At 60.9% G+C, this 24,830-nt stretch carries 21 protein-coding genes and 2 pseudogenes; 7 read left to right on the plus strand and 16 right to left on the minus strand.

Features of this window, described 5'->3' with window-relative positions; translation table 11 throughout:
* Nucleotides 1–9: 9 nt before the first annotated feature.
* The 5 genes from SYN63AY4M2_RS02955 to SYN63AY4M2_RS02975 form a co-directional block, all read right to left on the minus strand.
* Nucleotides 10–831 carry a tetratricopeptide repeat protein gene (locus SYN63AY4M2_RS02955; protein WP_099834622.1) on the minus strand — a complete coding sequence of 274 codons (822 nt, stop codon included), beginning with the start codon at nt 829–831 and terminating at the stop codon, nt 10–12.
* A 115-nt stretch (nt 832–946) separates the two neighbouring features.
* Nucleotides 947–2,725: an NADPH-dependent assimilatory sulfite reductase hemoprotein subunit gene (locus tag SYN63AY4M2_RS02960; protein WP_099884123.1), complete on the minus strand. Its 1,779-nt coding sequence runs from the start codon at nt 2,723–2,725 to the stop codon at nt 947–949.
* Between the two features lie 168 nt (nt 2,726–2,893).
* A complete protein-coding gene (locus tag SYN63AY4M2_RS02965) occupies nt 2,894–4,888 on the minus strand; it encodes an ABC transporter ATP-binding protein/permease (RefSeq protein WP_011429836.1) in 1,995 nt (664 codons plus the stop codon).
* A 211-nt stretch (nt 4,889–5,099) separates the two neighbouring features.
* Nucleotides 5,100–6,293 (minus strand): nickel pincer cofactor biosynthesis protein LarC, encoded by a 1,194-nt coding sequence (gene larC, locus SYN63AY4M2_RS02970; protein WP_099887197.1) that lies wholly within the window; start codon nt 6,291–6,293, stop codon nt 5,100–5,102.
* A gap of 76 nt (nt 6,294–6,369) precedes the next feature.
* Entirely contained in the window at nt 6,370–7,473 is a 1,104-nt protein-coding gene (locus tag SYN63AY4M2_RS02975; protein WP_099812285.1) for an RNA-guided endonuclease TnpB family protein, read from the minus strand.
* A 35-nt stretch (nt 7,474–7,508) separates the two neighbouring features.
* Here SYN63AY4M2_RS02975 and tnpA point away from each other — a divergent pair.
* The 3 genes and pseudogenes from tnpA (at nt 7,509) to gndA (ending at nt 9,991) form a co-directional block, all read left to right on the plus strand.
* Nucleotides 7,509–7,903, plus strand: a pseudogene (gene tnpA / locus SYN63AY4M2_RS02980) (IS200/IS605 family transposase).
* 100 nt (nt 7,904–8,003) lie between these two features.
* Nucleotides 8,004–8,489, plus strand: a complete 486-nt coding sequence (locus SYN63AY4M2_RS02985) for a pentapeptide repeat-containing protein (protein ID WP_099887198.1) — start codon at nt 8,004–8,006, stop codon at nt 8,487–8,489.
* A 92-nt stretch (nt 8,490–8,581) separates the two neighbouring features.
* Entirely contained in the window at nt 8,582–9,991 is a 1,410-nt protein-coding gene (gene gndA / locus SYN63AY4M2_RS02990; RefSeq protein WP_099887199.1) for an NADP-dependent phosphogluconate dehydrogenase, read from the plus strand.
* Here the strand turns inward: gndA and SYN63AY4M2_RS02995 are convergent.
* The 3 genes from SYN63AY4M2_RS02995 to nadC form a co-directional block, all read right to left on the minus strand.
* On the minus strand, nt 9,988–11,508 hold the full coding sequence (locus SYN63AY4M2_RS02995) for an FAD-binding protein (protein ID WP_099884131.1): 1,521 nt from the start codon (nt 11,506–11,508) through the stop codon (nt 9,988–9,990). The genes gndA and SYN63AY4M2_RS02995 overlap by 4 nt on opposite strands.
* Before the next feature lie 37 nt (nt 11,509–11,545).
* Entirely contained in the window at nt 11,546–12,478 is a 933-nt protein-coding gene (gene nadA / locus SYN63AY4M2_RS03000; protein WP_011429831.1) for a quinolinate synthase NadA, read from the minus strand.
* Between the two features lie 156 nt (nt 12,479–12,634).
* Nucleotides 12,635–13,477: a carboxylating nicotinate-nucleotide diphosphorylase gene (gene nadC, locus SYN63AY4M2_RS03005; protein WP_011429830.1), complete on the minus strand. Its 843-nt coding sequence runs from the start codon at nt 13,475–13,477 to the stop codon at nt 12,635–12,637.
* 18 nt (nt 13,478–13,495) lie between these two features.
* Between nadC and SYN63AY4M2_RS03010 the strand changes: the two genes are divergently transcribed.
* Entirely contained in the window at nt 13,496–14,572 is a 1,077-nt protein-coding gene (locus tag SYN63AY4M2_RS03010; RefSeq protein WP_099887200.1) for an ABC transporter substrate-binding protein, read from the plus strand.
* A gap of 200 nt (nt 14,573–14,772) precedes the next feature.
* On the opposite strand, the gene SYN63AY4M2_RS03015 is transcribed toward SYN63AY4M2_RS03010, so the two are convergent.
* From SYN63AY4M2_RS03015 to mrdA, 5 genes are all read right to left on the minus strand, one after another.
* Nucleotides 14,773–15,537, minus strand: coding sequence for a hypothetical protein (locus tag SYN63AY4M2_RS03015; protein WP_240527877.1), 765 nt, complete (start codon nt 15,535–15,537; stop codon nt 14,773–14,775).
* Between the two features lie 380 nt (nt 15,538–15,917).
* The gene (locus SYN63AY4M2_RS03020) at nt 15,918–16,583 is read right to left on the minus strand and encodes a hypothetical protein (RefSeq protein ID WP_011429827.1); all 666 of its coding nucleotides are present in this window, start codon (nt 16,581–16,583) and stop codon (nt 15,918–15,920) included.
* Nucleotides 16,584–16,609: 26 nt separating this feature from the next.
* Nucleotides 16,610–17,851 carry a threonine-phosphate decarboxylase gene (locus tag SYN63AY4M2_RS03025; protein ID WP_346426044.1) on the minus strand — a complete coding sequence of 414 codons (1,242 nt, stop codon included), beginning with the start codon at nt 17,849–17,851 and terminating at the stop codon, nt 16,610–16,612.
* Nucleotides 17,826–18,143, minus strand: a complete 318-nt coding sequence (locus tag SYN63AY4M2_RS03030) for an HU family DNA-binding protein (protein WP_011429825.1) — start codon at nt 18,141–18,143, stop codon at nt 17,826–17,828. The genes SYN63AY4M2_RS03025 and SYN63AY4M2_RS03030 overlap by 26 nt, the downstream gene beginning before the upstream one ends.
* Nucleotides 18,144–18,475: 332 nt before the next feature.
* Nucleotides 18,476–20,356 carry a penicillin-binding protein 2 gene (gene mrdA / locus SYN63AY4M2_RS03035; protein WP_099887476.1) on the minus strand — a complete coding sequence of 627 codons (1,881 nt, stop codon included), beginning with the start codon at nt 20,354–20,356 and terminating at the stop codon, nt 18,476–18,478.
* Nucleotides 20,357–20,477: 121 nt separating this feature from the next.
* Here mrdA and SYN63AY4M2_RS03040 point away from each other — a divergent pair, with 121 nt between their 5' ends.
* Nucleotides 20,478–21,743 carry a lipopolysaccharide biosynthesis protein gene (locus SYN63AY4M2_RS03040; protein ID WP_240530488.1) on the plus strand — a complete coding sequence of 422 codons (1,266 nt, stop codon included), beginning with the start codon at nt 20,478–20,480 and terminating at the stop codon, nt 21,741–21,743.
* Here the strand turns inward: SYN63AY4M2_RS03040 and SYN63AY4M2_RS03045 are convergent.
* Both SYN63AY4M2_RS03045 and SYN63AY4M2_RS03050 read right to left on the minus strand, forming a co-directional pair.
* Nucleotides 21,740–22,102 (minus strand): FHA domain-containing protein, encoded by a 363-nt coding sequence (locus tag SYN63AY4M2_RS03045; RefSeq protein WP_011429822.1) that lies wholly within the window; start codon nt 22,100–22,102, stop codon nt 21,740–21,742. The genes SYN63AY4M2_RS03040 and SYN63AY4M2_RS03045 overlap by 4 nt on opposite strands.
* A 112-nt stretch (nt 22,103–22,214) precedes the next feature.
* Nucleotides 22,215–23,057 (minus strand): SDR family oxidoreductase, encoded by an 843-nt coding sequence (locus SYN63AY4M2_RS03050; RefSeq protein WP_011429821.1) that lies wholly within the window; start codon nt 23,055–23,057, stop codon nt 22,215–22,217.
* 118 nt (nt 23,058–23,175) lie between these two features.
* On the opposite strand from SYN63AY4M2_RS03050, the gene SYN63AY4M2_RS03055 reads away from it, so the two are divergent.
* A complete protein-coding gene (locus SYN63AY4M2_RS03055) occupies nt 23,176–23,667 on the plus strand; it encodes a YajQ family cyclic di-GMP-binding protein (RefSeq protein ID WP_099887201.1) in 492 nt (163 codons plus the stop codon).
* A 175-nt stretch (nt 23,668–23,842) separates the two neighbouring features.
* A complete protein-coding gene (locus tag SYN63AY4M2_RS03060) occupies nt 23,843–24,517 on the plus strand; it encodes a DUF3318 domain-containing protein (protein ID WP_011429819.1) in 675 nt (224 codons plus the stop codon).
* Nucleotides 24,518–24,680: 163 nt separating this feature from the next.
* Here the strand turns inward: SYN63AY4M2_RS03060 and SYN63AY4M2_RS14435 are convergent.
* A pseudogene (locus tag SYN63AY4M2_RS14435) lies at nt 24,681–24,830 on the minus strand (RNA-guided endonuclease TnpB family protein); the annotation flags it as partial.

Raw genomic sequence — 24,830 nt, forward strand, 5'->3', positions numbered from 1 at the left:
CGACTCTCCTCAGGGAGCAGTCTCCTGGCTCTCAACAGCCTGAGGCTGGTTTCTTTGGGCAGAGAGCTCGGCCTCTTGCCGGATCTGCTCCCGCAGCTTGGGTGGGGCCAGGCGGGCTGCTTGCTCAAATAGCTCCGGGGCTTTTGCCCGTAGGTTTTCATCGGTGGCGGAGGTAAGGGCTATTGCTTTGCCCAACACGGGCGCAAAGTCGCTGGGATCTGCCGCAATCATCTCGTCGTAGAGGGCGACAGCCTTTTCCGTCTGGTTATTGCGGACGTAGATAAAGGCCAAGCGCAGACGGACATCGTTATCTTCCGGGACTTCCTTCAGATAGTTCTCCAGTAGTTCAATGGCTTGAGAAGGGCGGCCCAGCGCTAGTTGAACGTCGGCCAGCTCCTGCAGGACTTGGCTATCTTTGGGATCCTTCTCGTGAAGGATCTGGAGCTGCTCTAATGCCCCTTCCAGATCCCCTGTATCTTGCTGAATCTGGGCCAAAAAAGCTCGCAGTTGCCGATTTTCCGGCTCCAGTTCCACCAGCTTCTTCAGCGGCTCGATGGCCCCTTGCGGCTCGTTGAGCTGCAGTTGCGTGTCGATCAACCCCCGCAGGGCGATGGGGTTATCCGGCTCCCGTTCCAGCACAGCCCGGTAGCCGTCCGCCTGGGCCCGCAGTTGCTCAGTAACCAAGTTGGCGGTGTCTTGCGAGTCCGAAGGCCCCAGCGCCTGGAGGATGGGGCCAAAGGAGAAGCTTAGGAACATCGCTGCGCCGACCACCAGCACCAGCGCTTTGAAGACCTTGCGGACGAAAGGTTCGTCAGGTTTGGACTGAGGCATGAAGGGGCTCGCACAAAACCTCTTTGTACTCTATCATTCGCTCCCCTGGAAGCCTAGCAGCCTCCTGAACCAGTGACCCACTTTGCCCTCAGTGAGGAAGGGAGGGGCAGTCCCCTTAGCTTTGAACCTGCTGGAGCCGCTGCACCTGGGCCTGTAGGTAGGGGATCCCCACCCGGTGGCAGTAGTCGCCAAAGCGCTCTTGGGGGTGGCGCTCCTGTTTGTAGAGCTGCAGGAGAATCCTCATCAAAGGCACAATTTGGCTGATGTGCACCCGATCCTGAAACGGCTGAGCCAGGCGATCCCCTTGCGGGCTGGCCCCCAGCCAAATCTGGTAGTGATCGGGAGCGGATCCCACCAGTCCCAGCTCTGCCAAGTAGGGGCGGGCACAGCCATTGGGACAGCCGGTCATGCGCACCAAAAAGGGCGAATCCTGCAGATCTAGCTCCCGCAACACCTGATCCAACTGGCGGATCAGGGTGGGCAGGGCCCGCTCCGACTCGGTAATGGCCAAGCCACAGGTGGGCAGCGCCGGACAGGCCATGGAAAGCCGCACCAGCTCCGGGATCTCCTCTTTGGAGAGCACCCCGTGGGACTTGAGGATCTGGTTAATGGCCTCTCGCTGGCCCTCCTCGATGTCGATGAAGATCACGTCCTGCGTGGGGGTAAGCCGCAGGTGCAGGGAAAATTCCTCCACAATCTTGCGCAGGGCCGTTTTCAGCTGCCGCTCCGGCGTATCCTGGATGCGGCCATTTTCAATGGAGAGGCCCAAAAACCAACGGCCATCCCCCTGCTCGTGCCAGCCCAGGTAGTCGTCGCTATTGGGGACAAACTTGGGCATCCGTCGGAAGGGCAATAGCTTTTCCCCCAGGTACTGCTCGACCACGCGGCGAAACTTGCGGATCCCCCAGTCGCGCACCAGATACTTCAGCCGCGCCTGCTTGCGGTCGTAGCGGTTGCCGTGATCCCGCTGCACCGCCAAAACCGCCTGGCAAATCCGGTACACCGCTTCCGGCGGGGCAAAGCAGAGTTTCTGGGCCAAAAGGGGTTGGGTCTCCTCCTTGCCGTGGGTGCGCCCCATGCCGCCGCCCACCACGATGTTGAAGCCCTTGAGGTTGCCCTTGCGGTCGGTGAGCACAATTAGGCCCAGATCCTGGGCGTAGATATCGACCGTGTTCTCTCCAGCCACGGTGATGGCGGTCTTGAACTTGCGGGGCAAGTAGACTGGGCCATACAGAGGCTCCGGCCCTTCCAGCCTTACCCCATTGCCGACAAACTGCTCGGCTTCCCGGACTTCCGGATCCACCGGCGGGATGGGAACCGCCTCCCCATCCACCCACAGCTCGTAGTAGGCAGAAGTCTTCGGAGCCAAGAGATCCGCCAGCTTGCGGGCATACTCCTGGGCATAGCGGTAGGCAGGCCGGTTCTTGTAGGGGGCAGCCGGCGCCGTGATGTTGCGGTTAACATCTCCACAGGCGGCCAGGGTGGATCCCATCTGCCGAATAATGCTGGCCACTGTGGCCTTGAGATTTTTCTTCAGGATCCCGTGTAATTGAAAGGTCTGCCGGGTGGTGGCCCGCAAAGTGCCGTTGCCGTACTCCTCCGCCAGCCGATCCAGGGTCAAGTAAAGCTGTGGCGGCACATGCCCCCCCGGAATGCGGGTGCGCAGCATCATCTGGTAGGCCCGCTCCAGTCCCTCCTGCTTTCGCTGCTGCCGCAGATCCCGGTCGTCCTGCTGGTAGACACCGTGGAACTTGAGCACCTGCACCGCCGCTTCGCTGAAGTGGGTGGTGTCTTGGGCCAACTCCTGCTGCAAGGGATCCCGCAGGAAGTGGCTATCTGCTTTGATCTGCTCCACCTTGGAGCGCTTGGCCTCAGAGGCGGCAAAGGGAGTCATCTGATTCTCCAGTAATCCGGTCGGAATACCTGTGAAACAGGGTAGCATCTCCCCTGGGTCGCGTCCAGTTCTGTGGGTTGGGGTTAGAACAGCCTGCCCCCCTCTCCCAGAGGGAGAGGGGATGGGGGTGAGGGGTGCCGCCGCAGATTGAGAGCTGCGGCAGCATCTCTAGCCGGCCAGCGCCAGGCGGGCGCCGTAGTCTGCCGCCGACCAGAGCTTCCAAGCAGCGTTGCCCTGCAGCTCCAAGACCAGATCGTGGTAGGCCAGGAGAGTGGGTCGGTGGCCGACACTGACGTAGGTGGTGTTGAGGTGCTGCAGTTGCAGGTAGAGCAGCTTTTCGTTGGCCACATCCAGGGCGCTGGTGGCCTCGTCCAAAATGGCGTAGCGGGGCTGAGTAATCAAAATGCGGGCAAAGGCCAAGCGCTGCTGTTCGCCCAAAGAGAGGGTGCTAGCCCAATCTTTCTCCACGTCGAAGCCGCCCACCCGCTCCGGCAAATCGGCCAGGTTCACCTGGGCCAAAACCCGGAGGAGATCTGCGTCGCTAAGATCCCGGCGGCGGCCCGGGTAGAGCAGTTGATCCCGCAGGGATCCCAGCAGCATGTAGGGCTTTTGCGGCAGGAAGAGCATCTCGGTGGTATCGGGGCGGGCAATGGATCCCTGGCCGTTGTTCCACAGGCCGGCAATGGCCCGCAGGAGGGAGCTCTTGCCGCTGCCGCTGGCTCCCACAATCAGCAGCCGTTGGCCCGCCTCTAAAGTCAAGGACAAATCCCGCACCAGGGTTCGTTCCGAATTAGGCGTTAGCAAAGTCACCTGCTGCAGGGCCAGTTGGGGAGCAATGCGGGTTTGGATGGTACTTTCTCGAGGGCGCAGCTGGCGCAGGGCAGGATTCTCCAAAGCTTCGTAAAAGGATCCCAGGCGGTTGATCCCGGCGGCAAAGCTGGAGATGCTCTGGATCTGGTTGGCCACAATCGAAAGGGCGCTCAGCACCTGGCTAAAGGCGATGGTAGCCTGGGTAATGGTGCCGAAATCGCGCACGCCGCTAAAGTAAAGGGGGGCCACAATTACGTAGGGCACAATGCGAGTGAAATAGTTATAGGCGTACTGAAAAATGTCGATAATGGCCTGCCAGATGATCAGCAAATTAAAGTTGCGCAAGGCGGCAGCAAAGCGGTTCAAGATCTGTCTCAGCTCCAGGTCTTCCCCTTGGTAAAAAGCAATGGACTCGGCGTTGTCCCGCACGTGGACTAGGCTGTAGCGGAAGTCGGCCTCGTAGCGCAGTTGATCGAAGTTAATTTTAATCAGCTTGCGGCCGGCCAAAATGGCGATCCCGGTGCCGATGGTAGCATAGATAACCAGCCCCACCGCTAGGGGGCGGGAAATGCTGTAGAGAATCCCAGTAAAGGCGTAGAGGGTGAGGATGGAGTCAAGAATATCCAACAAAAAAGAAAGAGTGGTGCCGGTAAAGGAGCGTACATCTTCCGAGATGCGCTGGTCAGGGTTATCGATCTCTGTGTTAGCGGCGTTGGAATCCAGCTCGTAGTAGGCCCGCCGATCAAAGTAGCGATCCAGAAAGTAGTCGGTCAGCCATTCCCGCCAAAACAGGGCCAGCTTTAGCCGTGTATATCGGTAAATAACCAAAATGGGGATGGCGGAGATGATCAGCACGCCATAGATGATCAAAAATTGCCAGAAGGTGCTCTCTTCTTTTTGCTGCAGAGCCGTGTCGATAAACCGGAAGATAAAGCTGATCATCACGTTCAGCCGGTTTACCGTTAGCGACAGGAACAGCAAAAAGGTCAGCAGCACCCATTGCAGCCAACGGCGGCAAATCTGGCGCCACACCAGCCCAAAGGCCAGGCTGCTCAGGGCCAAACTGGCTGCGGCCACCCATAGCACCGGCGAGGCTAAATTCCTCTCTGTTTGCTCGACCAAGCCTGCTGCTAGGGTGCGGAAGAACTCTGGAAAAAGAGCCTGTCCAACCAGGGTTACCCCAATCTCGACAAAAAACATGAGGGCAACCACAAACACCATGGATGCTGCTAGCAAGCCGAAGAAGATCCAGCCCCCGTAGCGCACCCGCGGGTAGAAGTAGGGTTGCGCTACGCTGATAAAGCGATCCCAGAGTTGGCGGTCGAAGTTAAATTGGGCGGCTTGGGATTCCATGGTTGCGGTTGTCGGCAAGAGCGCGGGGTATTGATATTTTTCAGGCTAGCAGGTCAGGGATCCGCATCTCTGTCCAACAGGAGCCAATCCATCGGGAATCTGAGGAAGAGCCCCGTTGCCTACTCTGGAACATTTCCGATCTGGCTCCATAAATCCTTATATCCAGCCAGATCTTATGCACGAGCATGCGCTTGTCCAAGGCCCAACCTTCTTAGGCGGGATCCCCCTGCAGCCGCTTTTGCCAGGCCGCTTGGGCTGCCAGCCACACCGTCTGGACCGGCACGCGGAACTCTTGGGCGCGGGCCACACAGTCGCGAAACTCCGGCTGGGCGTTGACGATGTGGCCGTGGCGGCAGGCCACCTTGATGTCCACCAGGCCGTAGGGGGTTTCCACCCGCTCGATCCTTCGCTCCAGGACGGTGCGCTGCTGCTGGGAGTGGCGGATGCCCAGGGTGGTGGTTTCCCGGAAGATGAAATCTTGGCACTCCGGCACCCGCTCCGGCGGGCAGATCACCGTCAGTAACACTCCCGGCCGCCCTTGCTTCATGGTGATGGGCTGGGTAAACACGTCCCAGGCACCTAGGGCCAGCAACTGCTCGCAGGTATAGGCAATCACTTGAGGGTTGAGGTCGTCAATCTGAGTTTGCAACACCGAGACGATCTCGGTCGGCTCTTCCCCCTGGGACTGGCCAATCCAGAGACGAAAGATGTTGGGAATGGGCAGCTCGCGGCTGCCGGCCCCACGCCCCACTTTTTCCAACCGCAGCGGCGGACAGGGCCCAAACGCTTCTGCCAGCGCCACCGCCAAGGCCGCGCCGGTGGGGGTGACCAGCTCGGCTTCTACGCCATTGCTAAACACTGGCACCCGTCCCATTTCCCACAGCTCAATCACCGCCGGCACGGGCACGGCCAGCTTGCCGTGCTCAGTGTCCACCCAGCCGCCGCCAATGGGGTGGGGAGAAGAGATCACCCGCTCCACCTGTAGCCACTCCAGGCCAACACAGGTGCCGACGATATCCACCAGGGCATCGACGGCCCCCACCTCGTGGAAATGCACTGTTTCCAGGGGCACCTGGTGAACCTTTGCCTCCGCCTGGGCCAGCTTCTCAAAGACCTTGAGGCTGCGGGCCTTGACTGCGGGGGCCAGCCGGGATCCGGCAATCAAAGCCTGGATCTCCCTCCAGGGGCGGGCGGGCGGGGACTCGTCCAACACCTCCACCACCCCTTGCAGAGCCGGCTGGCCGCACCGCTGCACCCGGCATACTTGTAGGCTGTATTCTCCTTCGAGGCCCAAGGCCTGGAGCTGCTGGTTGAGATACTCTAGGGGCAGCCCGCAATCCAGCAGCGCCCCCAGGCACATGTCGCCGGCAATGCCCGCTGCGCAGTCAAAGTAAGCTACTTTCATACCAAAGCATGTTGACTTGACATACTCCCCTCGCCTAAAGGCGAGAGATTCTTGACGCTTCACAAACTGCTGCTGGCTAGCCAGTCTTACGCAGTCTCCACGTCCGTTTTAGAGTCGGGCGATGCCCCATCCCGACTTGCTTTAGGTTGTTGGCGGCATTCACATCCCTGTCATGCACTGCCCCGCAACCGTCACAGACCACCACACGGGTAGCCAAATCCAACTTGCCCCAGTGCCAGCCACAAGCCGAACAGTACTGGCTTGTAGCCTCCCACCGGTCGATGAGGCGCACTTCCCTCTGGTACTTCTCACCTTTGCCCTCACAGAGAGCCCGAAAGGTATGCCACCCCTGCTGACTAATCGCCTTGGACAACCGACGGTTTTTCAACATCCCGCTAACGTTGAGGTCTTCCAAGCACACGACTTGGTTTTCGACCGTGAGCTGGGTTGACAACTTGTGCAGGAAGTCGAGCCGCATGTCGGCAATGCGGTTGTGCAGCTTGGCAATCCTCAGCCGGGTTCGCTCCCACCGATGGGATCCCTTCACCCGCCTGGCAAGCTGCTTTTGCAGCTGGGCAATACGGTTGTACAGAGGCCTATAGTTGGGACTGGGGAACTTGGCCCCATCGCTTGTGGCGGCGAAGGTCTTAATCCCCAAATCCACTCCAATACTGGGTGAGCGAGCAGGGATGCTAACAGGTTCCGTCTCCACCACAAAGCTGACAAAGTAACGCTCGGCAGTGTCTTTAATTACAGTGACGGAACTAGGGGTACTCGGCAAAGGTCGGCTCCAAATAGGCTTAATGGCTCCCACCTTGGCCAAGTAAACCCGCTTACCGTTGATAGAAAAAGCTCCCCTAGTTAGCGTTGCTGACTGCTTGGCTGCTTTCTTTTTGAGCTGCGGCGCACCTCCTTCCTGGGCAAAGAAACGCTGGTAAGCTTTGTCCAAATGTCTGAGAGATTGCTGTAAAGCAACACTTGAAACTTCGCCCAACCACGGAATCGATTGCTTGAGCTCGGTTAGGCGCTTGGCCAAAGCGTTGTACCCTGGATACTTCCCAACGGCTTGGCAGTGGGCTAAGGCTTCATTCCAGACGTACCTGACACAGCCAAACAACTTGGCAAGCTTCTGCCGCTGTTGGTCTGTGGGGTAGAACCTATACCTGTATCGAGCTTTCATGGGCTAGAGTCAAGTTGGCATTTCCAAGATAGCACATGAAATTAAGGAGAGACCGCAACAGTGTTTCTAGCCTGCAGGCCCATTTGGTGTTTGTCACAAATCCAGGCGAAAGATATTCACTCAAGAGAGTTTGAACTTGATTGCGGAGGCGTTTAAGAGTGTTGCCCGAAAGATGGACTTTGAGGTCTTGGAGTTTAACGGCGAGGCAGACCACGTCCGCCTTCTAATTGCCTACCCGCCCAAGTGGTCTATCTCTCAAATGGTGAATGTGCTTAAGGGAGTTTCGAGTCGCAAGTACGGGCAAGCTAAACTACCTAAACCTTGCGGCAAGAATGCCTTGTGGAGTCCCAGCTACTTGGCTTCTAGTGTTGGGGGTGCTCCTCTGCAACTCTTAGTGGCCTACATCCAAAACCAAGAAAAGCTGCCCTAGAGGGCAGGGTTTTAGACCTAGATTTTCTGATAAGAACTTGCGGAAGGAGTTGAGCGCTTTGAAGCGTCCTGAGGCAGCAAAAGCCAAGAGGGGATCCCAGATGCGGATCCCCCTAGGGATCCTGCTGGGGGCAACGCTGCTGCTGTGGGGCCTGTGGGGATCCCCGGCGGGTGGCCAGACCCGTCTCAACTTCAGCAACGCCGATCTGCAGGGGCAGGATCTGTCGGGTCAGGACTGGCGGGGCAGTAGCTTTGTCAGCGCCAACCTGCAGGGCGCCGACTTGCAGGGGGCCAACCTGGCCGGCGTGGCCTTCACCAAGGCCAACCTGGCAGGAGCCAACCTGGCGGGGGCAGATCTCAGCAACAGCCTGCTGGATCTGGCCAACCTAGCGGGCGCCGATCTCAGGGGGGCCAACCTCAGGGGGGCAATCGCCGCGCGGGCCGTTTGGGATGGGGCGCAGATTGCCGGCGCCGACTTTAGCGACGCCTACGTGGATCGGGCAGCCCTGCGGCAACTGTGCCAGCGAGCAGAGGGATCCCATCCCATAACCGGGGTTTCCACCCGCGCGAGTCTGGGCTGTCCTTGAAAGCCGGCAAAAAAAGGTGAAGAAAACAGGATCCCTGAACCCTCTTGGCCGGATCGCCCCTTAGATTGGGGGAGGTGTTACCCTGCCCCACCATGAGCAAGCCCAGCTTCGCGGTCATTGGCCTAGCGGTAATGGGGGAAAACCTGGCCCTCAACGTCGAGCGCAATGGCTTTCCGGTTGTCGTCTACAACCGCACCCGCTCCAAAACCGAGCAGTTCATCCAAGGGCGAGCCCAGGGCAAACAGATTACCCCCGCCTACAGCCTGCCGGAGTTGGTGCAACAAATGGAGCGGCCCCGCAAAATCTTGATCATGGTCAAGGCAGGCCCAGCGGTGGATGCCCTCATCGACGAGCTCAAGCCGCTGCTGGAGCCGGGCGACATCCTCATCGATGGGGGCAATTCTCTCTACAGCGACACCGACCGGCGCGCCGCGGCCCTGGAGCCTACTGGGATCCACTTTGTCGGCATGGGGGTGAGCGGCGGGGAAGAAGGTGCCCTCAACGGCCCCAGCCTCATGCCTGGCGGCAGTCTGGAAGCCTACCACTTACTGGAGCCCATCCTCACCAAAATTGCCGCCCAAGGGCCAGACGGGCCCTGTGTCACCTACCTGGGGCCCAAAGGGGGCGGGCACTACGTGAAGATGGTGCACAACGGCATCGAATACGGCGACATGCAACTGATTGCCGAGGCCTACGACCTCATGCGCAGGGGGCTGAAGCTGTCAGCCCCCCAGATGCAGGAGATCTTCCAGGCCTGGAACGAGACGGAGCTGGAGTCGTTTTTGATTGAGATTACCGCCAAGATCTTGGGGACGCTGGATCCGGAGACGGGCAAGCCGCTGGTGGATCTCATTTTGGACAAGGCGGGGCAGAAGGGCACGGGCCTGTGGACGGTCAAGGACGCCCTGGATCTTGGGGTGCCGGTGCCCACCATTGAGGCGGCAGTGCAGGCTCGCATCCTCTCGTCGATGAAAGAGGAACGGGTGGCCGCCTCCCAGCAGTTGCCAGGGCCAGGAACAACCTTGGAAGGGGATCCCGACAGCTTCCTTCAGGATCTGCGCGCCGCCCTCTACTGTTCCAAGATCTGCTCCTATGCCCAGGGGATGGCCCTGCTCAGGCAAGCCACCGTTGCCCACGGCTATGTGTACACCTTCAGCGAGATCCCTCGCATTTGGAAGGGGGGCTGTATCATCCGCGCCCGCCTCCTGGGCAAAATCCAGTCGGCCTACCAAAGGGATCCGGAGCTAGTCAACCTCCTTTTGGATGAGGAGTTTAAGCGGGCCATCCAGGAACGGCAGGGATCCTGGCGGCGAGTGGTGGCCACTGCAGCAGCCTTGGGGATCCCGATCCCGGCCATCAGCGCCTCCCTGGCCTACTACGACAGCTACCGCACCGCCGAGCTGCCCCAGAACCTCACCCAGGCCCAGCGGGATTTCTTCGGCGCCCACACCTTTGAGCGCATCGACAGGCCGGGGGTTTTCCACCACGCCTGGAACGCCTAGGCAGGGCCCCGCCCTGGGGCAGCCGCCAGATCCAGCGGCGCTTGCTTAAACGTAGAGCCCCACACTTCGGTGTGGAAAGGCTCCCTTTCTTGGGGGAAATCCCTGCGGAAATGGCATCCCCGGCTTTCCTCCCGCAGCAAAGCCCCCTGGGCTACCCAGCGAGCCAGCAACAGCAAACTCCCGGCCTCGACCTCTTCCCGACTGGCCCACGGCTTCTCCTCCAGGGGCAGGGCTTCCGCAAAAGCCAGAAAAGCCCGCAGCCGCTCTCCCTCCCGCACCACCCCCAGGGCTTCTTCTGCTTGCTGCCTGAGCTGGGGAAGTAGAGAGGGCGGCGCTGTCAGCACAGGTAGAGCCTGCACCTGAAGGGGGGGCTCCTGGAGGTCCCGCAGGGCAGCCAGAGCAGCTCGCTTTCCCATGACCAGCCCTTCCAAAAGGCTGTTGGAAGCCAAACGGTTTGCCCCGTGCAACCCTGTGGAGGCCACCTCCCCGGCAGCATAGAGGCCCGGCAGGCCAGTGCGGCCAAAAGCATCTGTTCGCACCCCCCCCATGACGTAGTGAGCAGCAGGAGCAACCGGTAGGGGATCCTTGCCGGGATCCAGCCTCAAAGCGCGGGCAGAGGCAACCACGGTGGGAAAGCGCTCTTCCAGATGGGGCACAGCCCGGAGGTCAAGGTAAACTCCCCCCGTCCGCTGCCGCTCCCAGAACACCGCCTGGGCCACCACATCCCGCGGCGCCAGCTCTTCCAGCTCCGCATAACGAGGCATAAAGCGCTCCCCCCAGGCATTGAGGAGCACGGCCCCTGCCCCTCGGGCAGCTTCACTGACCAGGGCTCCATTGGGCAGGACGGTGGGGTGAAACTGCACAAACTCCAGATCCCTTAGGATGGCCCCTGCCCGCCAGGCCAAGGCCATGCCATCGCCGCTAGCTCCCGGCGGCGCCGTAGAGAGGGGGAAGAGGCTGCCAAACCCGCCTGTAGCCAGGAGAACCGCCCCCGCCCTCACCTGCACCAGTCCCTCAGGACCCAGGAGCAAGACCCCTGCCACTCTCCCCTCGGTCATCAAAAGACTGAGGGCCGTGTACCCCTGCAAAGGCGGCTTGCTCAGGCGGGCCAGCAAGCCCTTGAGGAGCCACAGCCCGCTCCGATCCCCTCCCAGGTGGCGTATCCGCGCCCGCGAGTGTCCCCCTTCCCGCACCGGCTCCGGATGGAAGGGGAGCCCCCAGGACAAGAGCTTCTCCAGGTGAAAGGGCGCTTCCTGCAAGATGGAGCGAGCCACCTCTGCTTCTACCAAGCCACGGCCTGCTTGCAGGGTGTCCTGGAGGTGGGCTTCCACATCTGCTGCATCCAGTGGAAAAGCTATCCCCCCCTGCGCCCAAGGAGTGGATCCAGAAGGCAAGGGATCCTTGCTTACCACCAGGGTTCTGGCTCCCTCTGCTTCCGCCCACAGGGCTGCATAGATCCCTGCCACCCCTGCCCCCAGGATCAAGAGGTCTGTTTCCGCTAGGAAAGACGTAGACAACACTGGACAAAACAGACCCTCGCCAAGGGTGCTCCCTCTAGGCTCCAGCAGGCACTGACAGCATGGCCAGGATGGACTTGCGGGCTTTTTCGGCCACCGCCTCCGGCACCTGGATCACGTAGCGCATCTCCACTAGGGAGCGGTAGATCTTCTCCAGGGTAATTTTTTTCATATACTCGCAGACGGCGTCCGCCTTGACGGGGATAAAGGTCTTATCGGGGGCCTCTTTTTGCAGCCGGTGGAGAATGCCCACTTCGGTGGCAACCACAAACTCGCGGCTGGCCGAAGTTCTGGCATAACGCACCATCCCCTCGGTAGAAAGGAGCTTGGCGTCCGGCTTGAGAAATAGACAACTGGAGCCGCAACTGCACTCGGGGTGGATGAGGAACTCCGCCTCTGGGTGCTTCTCTGCCATTGCCTTGAGGTGCTCCTCGCGAATGCCCACATGGACGTGGCACTCGCCGGGGAACAGATCCAACTCCCTCCCCGTTGTCTGGGCTACATAGGCCCCCAGGAACATATCCGGCACAAAGAAGATGGGGCGATCCGGCGGCAGGCTGGCCACCACCTGCACAGCGTTGGCGCTGGTAACGCAGACATCGGCCATGGCTTTAATCTCGGCGGCCGTGTTGACATAGGCCACCACCAGCCCCTCGGGGTTGGCCTCCTTCCAGCGCAGAACGTCCTCTGGGCGGATGCTGTCGGCCAGAGAGCAGCCCGCCTCCAGATCCGGCAGCAGCACCGTCTTTTCCGGGTTGAGGATGGCTGCCGTTTCGGCCATGAAGTGGACGCCAGCAAAGACAATGACCTGGGCATCTGTCTTTTGGGCCTCGCGGGCCAGGCCCAGGGAGTCTCCCACAAAGTCCGCCACTTCCTGCACCTCGGGGAGTTGGTAGGAGTGGGCTAGGATAACGGCCTGCCTTTCCTGCTTGAGTCGAGCAATTTCCTGGACAAGGGTTTCTTGGGTCATGGTGAACCTTCTGTTTTGGCTGGGCCGGCCACGGGTGCAGAGCTGGACTGGTGCGGGGCTAAGGAGAAGTTGCCAGCAGGCAGCAACTGGCCTTCCTGCTTTAGGCGGGATCGTTACCTAGCCTAGCATTAGAAACAGCGCTCCCTGGGGCAAACCTCAGGGCCGCACCACGAGCAAGGAGAGATCCAGGGCCTTGGCCGAGTGAGTCAGGGCCCCCACACTGATGTAGTCAACGCCTGCCTCCGCCGCTTTCCGGGCGCGCTCTAGGTTCATGTTGCCGCTGGCTTCTAGGGGAACTTTCCCCCCTACCCGTTGAACGGCAGCCCGGATCTGCTCCAAGGGGAAGTTATCGAGAAGGATGAGATCGGCGCCTGCCGCCAAAGCCTCCTCCAGCTCCTGGAGGTTGCGCACCTCAACCTCGACCTTGAGGTGGTGGGGGGCACCTGCTTTGGCCCGCTGGACGGCTGCCAAGATGCCGCCGGCACCGCGAATGTGGTTTTCCTTAATCAAGATGCCGTCGAAGAGGCCAAAGCGGTGGTTTTTGCCGCCCCCTACCCGCACGGCGTATTTCTCCAGGGCGCGCAAGCCGGGGGTAGTTTTGCGGGTGTCCAGAAGCTGGGTTGAGGTTCCCCGCAGCGCCTCTACGTAGGTGCGGGTGAGGGTGGCAATGCCGGAAAGCCTTTGGAGAAGGTTCAGCGCCAGCCGTTCTGCCGCCAGAATGCCCCGCAGGGATCCCTTGATCTGGACTACCTCCTGGCCAGCGACAACAGAGGCTCCCTCCTCTACCTGGGAGGCGAACGCTAGCTGGGGATCCACCAGCCGGAAAACCCGCCTGGCAATTTCCAGGCCAGCTAGGATCCCTGGCTCCTTGGCCAGGATCACCGCCTCCCCCTCAACGCTGGGGGGCAGGGTCAGCTCGCTGGTGAGATCGCCGTGGCCGAGATCTTCTTGTAGCCAGGCACACAGGGTCTCCTCCGGGATGTATAATGCTTGCGTCATCTTTCGCTTTAGTTACCTATGGCCTCGGTTGGATCCTCTAGACCCAAGGGCGGCACCTTCAGCCGTCGTCAGCTGCTCAAAGCAGGAGCTGCCGCTCTTGGAGGCAGTTGGCTGGCCGCAGCAGGGGCTCAGGCTCAACGACGGGCTTCCCCCACTCTGATAGTGGCCCAGAGATCCAAGCTCGAGCGAGTTTCCTATGCTACCAACTGGTATGCCCAGGCCGAGCATGGCGGCTTTTATCAGGCGGTGGCCACAGGCATTTACCGCGAGTATGGGCTAGACGTCACCATCAAAATGGGTGGCCCTGGCGTCAACATCACCCAGATTTTGGCTGGCCGAGCCGCCGACTTTGCCATGGGGGGAAGCGCAGGGGTCATCAACGCTGTGCGGGAAGGGATCCCGCTTATCTGCGTGGCGGCTATTTTCCAAAAAGACCCCCAGGTTCTCCTCGCCCATCCCGGCACCCAGCGCCTGGAGGAGCTCAAGGGCCGACCCATTTTCGTATCCAAGGGGGCCTTTACCACCTACTGGCCCTTCCTGAAAGCCAAGTACGGCTTTACTGACGACCAAACCCGCCCCTACAACTTCAACCCTGGCCCCTTCTTGGCCGATCCCAGCTCGGCCCAGCAGGGGTATCTCACCTCTGAGCCTTTTGCCATTGAAAAACAAGGAGGCTTTAAGCCAGTGGTCTTCCTCCTGGCCGACTACGGCTACAACCCCTATGCCACCACCATCGAGACGCGGCGCCAACTGGTGGAAAGCAAGCCTGACTTGGTGCAGCGGTTTGTGGATGCTTCTATCAAGGGCTGGTACAGCTTTTTGGAGGATCCCCGCCCCGCCTACCGCCTCATCAAGCAGGATAACCCGGAGATGACTGATGAGCAGTTGGCCTACAGCTTTGAGAAGCTGAAGGAGTACGGCATCATTTTGTCTGGCGATGCCCTGGAAAAGGGCATTGGCGCCATGACCCACGAGCGTTGGCAAAGCTTCTTCGAGAGCATGACAGTGGCGGGTGTCTTTGAGCCAACCATTAACTACCAAGCCGCCTACACGTTGGACTTTGTCAATAAAGGCACTGCCTATTACAAAAGCTAGGTCAGGTTGCGAAAAAGGGAAGGGGGAGGGGATTGCATCGGTTTGGAGGGGGCTGCCGACCGTTCCGCTCTGCCAAAGGCCCTCACCCCCAGACCCTCTCCCTTTGGGAGAGGGGGACTAGGCATCTCACTGCTCCACTGCTACTTGTCAATGAATGGCTGTAACTAACCTTCGGGTATCCTGCCGACCGCTGGCCAAAGCTACTGCTCGGCAATGGTGACGTTGAAGCCCTTGTTCTTCAAAGTTTCAGCGTGGTAGCGGGCATATTCCAGTTGTTCAAATGCTGCCAACTGCACGAACTTCTGGCCGTTCACATCTCTTACAAAAGCGTCATTGGCAACTTGCCGAGCTCGCGCCAAGCTTTCCTCTCCGGAGTAGGTGGTCAGCACCAAAAAAGTTCCTTCGCCGCGGTTAGGCCCCAAGGAATCGAGATCGTTGCTGTGCAGGGGCACCGTGAGCAAAGATTCTGAAACAGTGGCCACTTTGGGCTGGGAGGGGCGCTCCAGGCTGGCTGCCACTTTCTCCACTGTTTTCGGGCGGGAAGGAGCAGGTTTCTGTGCAGCCGCGGCCAAGTTGGTTTGTAGGCTGTCCAACAAGTTGGCGACATCCTGAAGGGGATCGACCCGCAGCTCCTCCAGATTGGGAGTGTTGGCCAACCCTAGCGCCAACTGACTGGGATCCAGCCCACCTGAATAGAACTCTTCCCCTACCTGTCCTGGCAGCGGCTCCAGGGGAAGCAAGGGCAACCGGGCCAAATCCACCTGGGCAGGGATCCCTTTTTCCGTCTTGTGGGCCAGGACAGCGGTTTGGGGAAGCGACAGCTCTTCCGGCCAGATCAGCCAGCGCACCCCAAAGCCGATCCCCGCGCAGGAGAGGGCCCACACCAGCAAGACCCAAAGAGGGGAGAGCACCCCCGCCGGCCGTGGCGTTTCTTCCTCCTCCAAGTCTTCCACGACTTCTTGCATCAGCACAGGTGAAGAGCGCTCCACGGGGATATCGCTTCCAAGGGGATCTGCCCACGGCAAGGGGACAGATGGCCTGCGCTGCAAACGTTGCCAGAGGCGAAATCGCTCCAATTCCTTGAGCTCATCCAGATGCAAGCAGCTTAGCGCTTCCTGAAGCGTCAGTTGAGGAGTCGGCTGGGCTTGCGGGGCCCTCGGTAGGGGTCGAGTAGCATCTGAGGGAAGTGGAGAAAAACTCATAGGCAACTCACCCTCGCTAGACTAAGAGCTAGGAAGCCAGCAGAACCGATCCGGTGCTGAACCCGAGAACCGCTTAACCACAGAGCCAACCCCAGGGACAAAGGCAAGCCATCACTACCATGCCACAAGCCGAAGGCCTTCTTCTAGGGATTGGCCGCAAGATAGAGGGCGCGCACATCTGCCGGCAGATGCTGAAGCAGGAGCTGGCGAGCGGAGGCAACAATGGCATCCACCTCCTCTGGGGCGAGGTAGTACCTGTCAGCTTTGAGCTGGGCAGCGATGCGCTCCGGCGACCAACCAAACCGATCCCGTAGCAGCAGAATAAAGCGCATATCTCCCGGCAAGTTGTCCAGAGCCGCGCTCAGGTAACAGGCCAATGCCGGCGAAAGAGGGGGCTTCGCTGCACCAGCGCTCGCAGTTTGAGGAGGGGCAGCCTCACCCTCAGCAGCGCCGTCAGACCGCCCCGCAAAAGGCCAGATCAGCTCGCGGATTTGCGCCGCCAGCCAGGGTGCCAGCACCGGATCCCCGCCCCCCTCGCTCTGGAGCGTGCGGACATCGAGATGCTGAAGGCGCGCATACAGGCGCAGCCAAACCTCCTCTCGCCAAGCAGCCCGCTGCTCCGGGGGCAGATGCTCGGCCAGGATCCCATCCACCCAGGCGCAGTAGCGGCAAAACAGGGCGATGAAGTAGCGCGCCGCCTGCGGCTGCCGTTGAAAGGCTCGCAGCAGTTCCAGATCGCTGTGGTGGGCCACCCCCTTCACGATAGAGGCCTCGCACTCCCGCCAAAGGGGAGTCACCACCTCAACCATAATCCCTCTCGCCAGAAAGAAGCTCTCTAGCTATTTTCCAAGATCTCTCGACAGGCCGATAGCAACTGCTCCTGCTCCGGCAGGGTTCTTAGGCCAATGCGCAGATAGCGATCCCCCAGCTCTGGAAAGCTCAGGCAATCCCGCACCAGGATGCGGTGCTGCCGCAACAGCTTTTCTTGAATCTGCGTAGCGGAGCCAGGGCAGCGCACCAGCACAAAGTTGGCTTGGCCGGGCCAGGGATCCCAGCCGGGTAGCCCCTGTAGACCTCTCAGCAAATGCTCCCGCGCCGTAGGCAGCCAGGCCAGGGTGCGCCGGCGAAAGTCTTCATCTGCCAGAGCCGCCGCCGCCGCCACCGCCGCCAATCCGTTGACGCTCCAGGGATCCCGCCACTGCCGCCAGCGCCGCCAGTGATCCGGATGCCCCACAGCAAAGCCGATGCGCAAGCCGGGCAAGGTAAAGAACTTGGTCAGCGAACGGATGACGATGGTGTTGGGGTGGGCCTCCAGGTGAGGGATCAAAGTCTGGCTGCGGGGCAGCTCTCCCACCTCTGAGCTGGCATCCAGAGGGGGCAGCTCCTGCGGGGCGTCTCCTGGCAAAAAGTCCATAAAAGCCTCATCCACCACCACCTGCTCGAACTGGGGCAGAAGGGGCAAGATGTCTTGCCGGAGGAAAAGCCGGCCCGTCGGGTTGTGAGGATTGTTTAGCCAGAGCACCCGGCCTGTCTTGTCCGCCCGGATCTCTTTCTGCAGCAAGGCCAAGGGGGGGGATCCCTGAGAGGGCAAAAGATCCAAACCCCTGAGGGTTACACCCGCCGCCCGCAGGGCCCGCTCATAGTCCCCAAAAGCCGGCCGGGGCAGCCAAACCTCCCGTCCCTGGGCATCGCGGGCCGCCCAGGTGAGCAATTCCGCCGCCCCGTTGCCCACGAAGATCCACTCCGGATCGACCGCCCAGCGCTGCGCCAAACAGGCCCGCAGCTCGCGGTAGTCGGGATCCGGATAGCGGCTAATCGCAACTGGATCCGACGCCGACAGGGCCCGAGCCAGAGCTTGCAAAACCGACTGCGGCGGACCCAGGGGGTTGAGGCTGGCCGAAAAATCCAAAATAGCCTCGGCAGGGCAGCCGGCAATGGCTGCCCCCCAAGCGCGATTGCCACCATGCTGAGGCCGTTGCACGCCTGTCCATCCCAAAGCCCAGGTTCGCTGAGAGAACTCCGCCTGAGGAGCGCGAACGGCTGGGATCCCGTCAAACTCCCGAAGACTTGTGGCCACCTGCCACCGCATCGCGGAAAGTTTTGCCTGCAGTGAAAGTCGGGACAATGCTGGCTGGGATCACCATCTTCTCGTTGGTCTTCGGGTTGCGACCTTCCCGTTGTTTGCGCTTGCGGGCCTCAAAGGAGCCGAAGCCCACCAGGGTCACCTTTCCTTTGGGTTCACCGTTTTCATCGCGGGATGCGACCTCTTCGACAATGATCTCCAGCGCCGCCGTCAGGACAGCTTCAGCTTCTTTTTTGGTTACGTTGGCGCGATGAGCGACGGCATCCACAAGCTCTGCCTTGTTCATCCTGATCTCCTCGTGAGTTAGGCAATAGGGTTAAAACAGACTCTGGCCGCGTACTTGCGAGGTGCTGCGAAGCAACCACGGCCCAGAGTGTTCTCAGTTTTTAGGAGCGGGGCTTGCCCTGCACTGCGCCAAGGCGCCGCTGGCGCGAATGGCAGGATTGTGGCAGTTTGGCTCCAAATCACTGACATATTCTACAGCCAAGTTAGGGCAGAAGCCGGTTGGAGAAGGGATTTTAGGGGGGCTGAGTGGAATTTTTTGGGAACAAAGAGAGATCAACCGATAATCCTAATATCCACTCCCCTCGAATGCCGGGGCAAGTCGCGCCCAGGGCCTCACGAGTCACGTTGGAAGTAGGCCCGCATCACCTCGCGGAAGATCGGGGCGGCCCGGGATCCACCCCCGCCGCCACTGTTTTCCAGAAAGACCACGACTACCAATTCGGGCCGGTCGTAGGGGGCATAGCCGACAAACCAGGCGTGGGAGCGCCGCGGCGGATCCTCGGCGGTGCCGGTTTTGCCGGCGGTGGGGGGAAAGCCCGGCCCCAGGTTGGCGTTGCCGCCGGTGCCGTAGACCACCACATCCCGCAACCCCTGCTGCAGGATCTCCAGCGTGGCGGGGGAAAGACCCACCTTCTGCCGCAGGGGCACGGGGCTTTCCGGGATCACCTGCTGCGAGAGCAAGGGGCGAACCCGCCAGCCGCCGTTGGCCACCGCTGCTGTTACCACCGCCATCTGCAGCGGCGTGGCGGTGATAAATCCCTGGCCGATGGACATGTTGACCGTATCGCCCATGTACCAGGGCTCGCGCCAGTGGCGCTGTTTCCACTCGGCGTCGGGCACCAGCCCAGCAGCTTCCCCTTTGAGGCCGATCCCGGTCAATTGCCCCAGCCCGAAGCGGCGCGACCATTCTTGCAGGGGGGCGGCCTTGGTGCCCAGGGCAATTTGGTAGAAGAAGGTGTCGCTGCTGTAGGCCATCGCCTGGCGGTAGTTCAGCCGCCCGAAACCGGCCCGGTTCCAGTCCCAGAACCTCCACCCGCCCACCTGGATGTAGGGGCCGGTCTGCAGCACCGTATCCGGGGGAAAGGCTCCCGACTCGATCCCGGCGGCGGTGGTGATGATTTTGTAGGTGCTGGCGGGGGGATAGGGCCGCAGGGCGCGGTTGAGGAAGGGGAAGTCCCGCTGTTGCAGGCTCTCCCACTGGGCTTGGGTGATGCGGCTGGAAAAGAGGTTGGGATCAAAGGTGGGATAGCTGGCCATGGCCAGGATCGAGCCGTCGCGGGGATCCATGGCGACCACTGCTCCTTTCTGCTGGCCCAGGGCCTGCTCCGCTGCCTGCTGCAGGCGTACATCCAAAGTCAGCTGCAGGGTGTTGCCCGGTCGAGGCGCTTGCTCTCCCAGCACCCGCAGCACTTCTCCCATGGCGTCTACCTCCACCTGGCGCCCGCCCCATTGGCCGCGCAGATGGCTCTCGAACAATTCCTCCACGCCCATCAGGCCGACGATATCCCCCAGGCGATAGCTGGGATCCGCCCGCAGTTGCTCTAGGGGGATCTCGCCGGTATAGCCCAGCAGGTGGGCGGCCAGGTCGCCATGGGGATAAAACCGCACCGTCTCTGCCTCCACCATCACCCCCGGCAGCTCGCGGCTCATCTCTTCCAGTTGAGTGACCACCTGGGGGCTGGCGTTGCGCAGGATGCGCACCGGAAACGGGGAGCGATAGCCCGCCTGCTCCAGTTTTTGGGCAATCTCTTCGGGAGCCATGTTCAAGGACCGGGCCAGCTTGGGGATCGTCTCCTGCCAGCCCTGCCGCGATTGCACCAGCGGCCACAGGAAGACCGAGTGGGAGAGCTGGCTGCCCGCCAACAACACGCCGTTGCGATCCACAATGCGCCCCCGTTCCGGCGGCTGGGGCAAGAGACGAATGCGGTTGGTATCGGCCAACTGGCGGTAATACTGGGTGCGCACCAGTTGCAGGTAGGCCAGGCGGGATCCCAGCCCTCCAAACAGCAACACGCTGGCCAGCAGGAGCAAGACAACAGCTCGGTAGCCCTGGCCCACCGCTTTGGCTGGCGGGGATCCCAGCCAGCGAGGGCTCCTGGGCGGCGGGGGAAGGACGCGGCGCGGGTCGGGGGGCCTGGAGTGGAGAGAAAACAGGGTCTTCGGATCCCGTCCCGCCGATGAGGCGGGGCCGCCAACAGGGTAAAGTTTGGCCATGAAGAATTGCTGCAAAAGTTGCAACTCATCCACCCAGCGCACAACGTCACACGTCTGGGCGGGCCGTCTCGGCCTCCCTCCAGTATCCCCGGCTGCGGCAAGCTTCGTCCAGGAGGGCCGCGTGGATAGGGCAGGGCAACGACAACGGCTGCGCCAGGCTGCCTGGCTGATGGTGGGCAATGGCCTGCGCCTGGGGTTGTCCGGGGCCTATTTCATCCTGCTGGCGCGGCTGTTGGGGCCGGAAGCTTTTGGAGTGTTCTCCGCGATTTTGGCCTGCAGCAACCTAGCTGCCCCCTTTGGCTACTGGGGCCAATCGGAATTGCTGATCCAGCGCCTAAGCAACCGGAGATCTGCCGCGGCTGCCCCGGAGATCAGTCCCAGCCTGTGGCTGGCCGGACTGGGCTGCGGCGGGATGGCGCTGCTGTTGGCGCCCCTCCTGAGCCTCTGGCTGGCGGAGACTTCTCCCCTGCTGGTAGGGATCCTGCTGGCCAGCGACCTGCTGTTTATCGCCATTCCTGAGGTGTACCGAGGGATCCTGATTGGGCAAGAGCAAGTTGCCGGCGTGGCCCTCATCGACACCGGCATGGCGCTGGGGCGATTGGGGGCTGTGCTGCTGGCGGTGGCCTTGGGCTGGGGATCCCTAACCCAATGGGCCATTCTCTACGGGCTGATGGTGCTGGCGGTGCTGCTGCTGATGGCGCGGGGGATGGGGCGGTGGAGCAAGCCTTCTCCCCCCCTGGCCTGGAGAGATCTGGGGGAACGGCTGGTGGCGGGCTGGGACTTTGCCGTGGGGCTGGCGGCGGCCAAAACCTTCACCGACCTGGACAAGCTGCTTTTGCCCCGCCTGGCCTCGGCAGCAGCGGGGGGGCTCTACAGCGCTGCCTACCGGGTGATCAACTTTTCGCAAACGCCGATGATCGCTCTGCTCACCAGCCACTTTGCCGAGCTGTGCCGCCAAGGACAGAAAAGCCTGCCGCAGGGCTGCCGCTACGCCTGGCACCTTTCCCCTTGGGTGGCGGGCTACGGCAGTTTGGCCGCCTTGGGGGTGGCATTGGGCTCTTACGGGATCCCTTGGGTGCTGGGGTCGGCTTACCAAGAGACGGCCCTCATCCTGCGCTGGCTTAGCCCGGTGATCTTGCTGGAGGGGATCCACCTGCTGCTGTCTCACCTGCTCACCGGGTCAGGGTTGCAAAAGCCCCGCAGCCGCCTGCAACTGCTGGCTCTGGGGCTCAACGGGCTTTTGAATGCGGTTTGGATCCCGAGGTGGGGTTGGCGAGGGGCGGCTTCGGCCACCTTGCTCTCAGAAGTGGCGCTGGTGCTGGCCTTGCTGCTGCTAATTCGACAGCAATTGCGCTTTCCAGAGGGAGGCCAACCCAGCTCGAACTAGGAGGTCTTGACGATGTAGGTGGCCTTGGCGTCCGGACCAAAGCTGATGACATCCCCCGACTTAAGTTGGTGGGTAGAAATTTTCTGGCCGTTGATCAGCAGGCCGTTGGTGCTGGGCCTACCCTCCAGATCGCCATCGAGAATGCGGTAGTAGTACTCTCCCTCCTTCTCAGCAGGAACGCGCAGCAGCATGGCGTGGTAGCGGGAGGCGTACTGGGAGTTAAGGCAGATGTCGTTGGCCAGGTCGCGACCAATGAAGTATTTCGCAGAGGTCAGCACCTGGCTGCGGCGGCCATCTCGATCCTCCACGACCAAGATGTGCTGCTGAGCACTCGGAGGAGAAGGCGCAGAATCAACCATAATCCCTTCCGCTGCAACTGCCCGAATCTAACCTTAGCACCATACTATAGAATAGAAGCTCGACTCCAGAATTGGCAGAGCTGCAGAATCGCCTAAGATGACCTGCCAAATCTCAAGGTCGGCCAGCGGCCCTTTGCAGCAGCGGGCCCACCAGCTCTGGGAAAAGGGCATAGGCTCCTACTGCCCATTGGGCCATGCCCACCACCACCTCCGACTTGGACTGGCGAGCGGCGTCCCAAATGGCTGCGGCCACTTCTTCTGGCCGGCTGGCCCAAAAACTCTCCAGCGCCTGTTGCATTTGCTCGCGGGCTTTCCCACCTGAGGCTTGCGATTGGCCATCGGGAGAGGACTCCGGCCCCCCCTCATCCAAAAAAATGGCTCGCTTGAGAAAATTGCTGCTGACAATGCCCGGATGGACGCCGATCACCTGGATCCCGTGGGGTTGCAGTTCCAGCCGCAGCGCCTCCGTCAGCCCACTGACCGCGTACTTGCTGGCACAATAGGCGCTCATTTGGGGCAGGGGCATCTTGCCGCCGACCGATCCCACGTTGATGATCTGACCTTTTTTGCGCTTCAGCATATCGGGGAGCACGGCCCGGATGGTGTACAGGTAGCCCCAAAAATTGACCGCCATCAGCGCCTGCCAGTGTTCCAGGGTGGTTTGCAAAAAAGGGCCCTTCAGGCAGATGCCGGCGTTGTTGATCAGGCAATCGATGCGGCCATAGCGTTCTAGGGTTCTCTCCACCAGGTTTTGCACCTGTTCTGGCTGCGTGACATCGGTGGGAACGGCCAAGACCTCGGCGTTTAGGCTTTGCTCCAGCTCGATGGCGGTTTGTCTCAGGGTTTCGGCGGTACGGGCAGCCAGCGCCAAGCGGTAGCCGCCACGGGCAAAGGTAAAGGCCGTGGCCCTGCCGATGCCTTCGGAAGCGCCTGTAATTAAAACAACATCGGCCATCCTGCTTCTCCGCAAATCTGGACTGGGATCCCTTTACCTGTTGTAGCTTCTTTGGGGGTTGGGGATCCCTGCTTGGCCTGAGGGCTTAAGATACGGAGCGGTAGCGAAGATACAGTTTATGGCCTCTACCTACTCATTCGATATCGTCAGCGACTTCGACCGGCAGGAACTGGTGAATGCCGTGGATCAAGCCCGGCGGGAGATCAAACAGCGCTATGACCTCAAGGATACTCAGACAGAAATCGAGCTGGAGGAGGGATCCCTGATCATCACCACCGCCAGCGAGATGGCTCTCAACTCCATTCGCGATCTCCTCCTCACCAAGGCGGCCAAGCGGGGCCTCTCCCTAAAGATCTTCGACTTTCAACCTCCGGAGAGTGCCGGCGGCAACCGGGTGCGCCAGGTGGTTCGGCTGAAAAAGGGCATCGATGCGGCGCTGGCCAAGCAGATTGCCCAACAAATCCGCGACAACTTCAAAAAAGTGCAGCCCTCCATTCAAGGGGATCTGGTGCGGGTTTCCGGCAAAGACAAAGATGAGCTGCAGGCGGTCATTCAAATGCTCAAGCAGCAGGATTACCCGGTGGCGCTCCAATTTGTCAATTACCGATAGAGAGCCGATACAAAGTCGGGGGGATCCCTGGTTGATGATAAGGATTGGTGCAGAGCGATCCCGGCTCTCGCCATCCCATCGCCACAGCCTCTCTTGGAACCAGTCTGCAGAAAAAGCTAGGATCCCTTACTATGGGGATGATCTCCATCTCCAGCCGCGACTCTGCCGTGCCAGTATGTACACTATCTCTGAGTTCGATCGCCTGATCCAGTTTCTCCCGGTGGAGATCCGCCCCGAGGTGCAGATCGAGATCGGCACCCCTGACCAATCTCGGGTTGTGCAGCCGCTCTGGCGCTTCCCCTGGCAGAAGTACACCCGCTTCGCCATTGACCTCAGCCGCTGGCAGAAGCTGAGCCCTGACCAACAAAAGATCTACTTTTTGCGGGAAGCGGTGATGGCCACCGAGCTGGCCTTGGGGGATAACTGGTCGGCCCTGTTGCTGTATCCCGCGCTGATCGGGGCCGGCAGCATGGGCATTTTGGTGGAGTTGCAGATGGGGGATAACCTGGGCGTGGGCTTGGCAGCCGGCTTGGCGGCGTCGGCGGTGTTTCTTTTGCGCAAAGCAGAGAAAGGCCAGAAGGCCCAGGTGGCAGCCGACGAGTTTGCCGTGCGCTACGCCTCCCAAAATGGCTACACCTCCGAACAGGCGGCTGCCATTTTGCTGAGCGCGTTGCAGCAGGTGGCCATCCTGGAAGATCGCGTCAAGAACGACTACGACACCACCATGCGCCGCCGCAACCTGGAGTTTCTGGCGCAGCGGGGCCTGGGATCCGGCACCTTGACCATCAATCCCAAGTACCGCAACAAGGGCCAGAACCCCAACCCCTACCAAAATCCCTTTCAGCGTTGAGCAGTTCCTGCAAACTAGGTGGGGGATGACTCCCGACCCTCAAACATGGGTGACGCCACGCTGCGCGAACCGATAGCGTACCGGCTTCACGCTTCACTGACTTGTCTCAGCATGCTGCCACCGTGCAACCCACGGCGGAAACCAGTCAGGGAAGCTGATACATTTACGCTGAACACTGCTGAGCATTACTGCTCAGCGGTGAAGCGATAGCATTCTGTCCGTTTCCGTTGTCACTACGCGACGCTGACGCGACCGCGCTACTCGGACGGAGTCCAAACAGAAAGGCGGTATCCCGCAAAGCCCTGAGCATAAC

Origin of the sequence: Synechococcus sp. 63AY4M2 (assembly GCF_002760475.1) — a bacterium.
GTDB lineage: Bacteria > Cyanobacteriota > Cyanobacteriia > Thermostichales > Thermostichaceae > Thermostichus.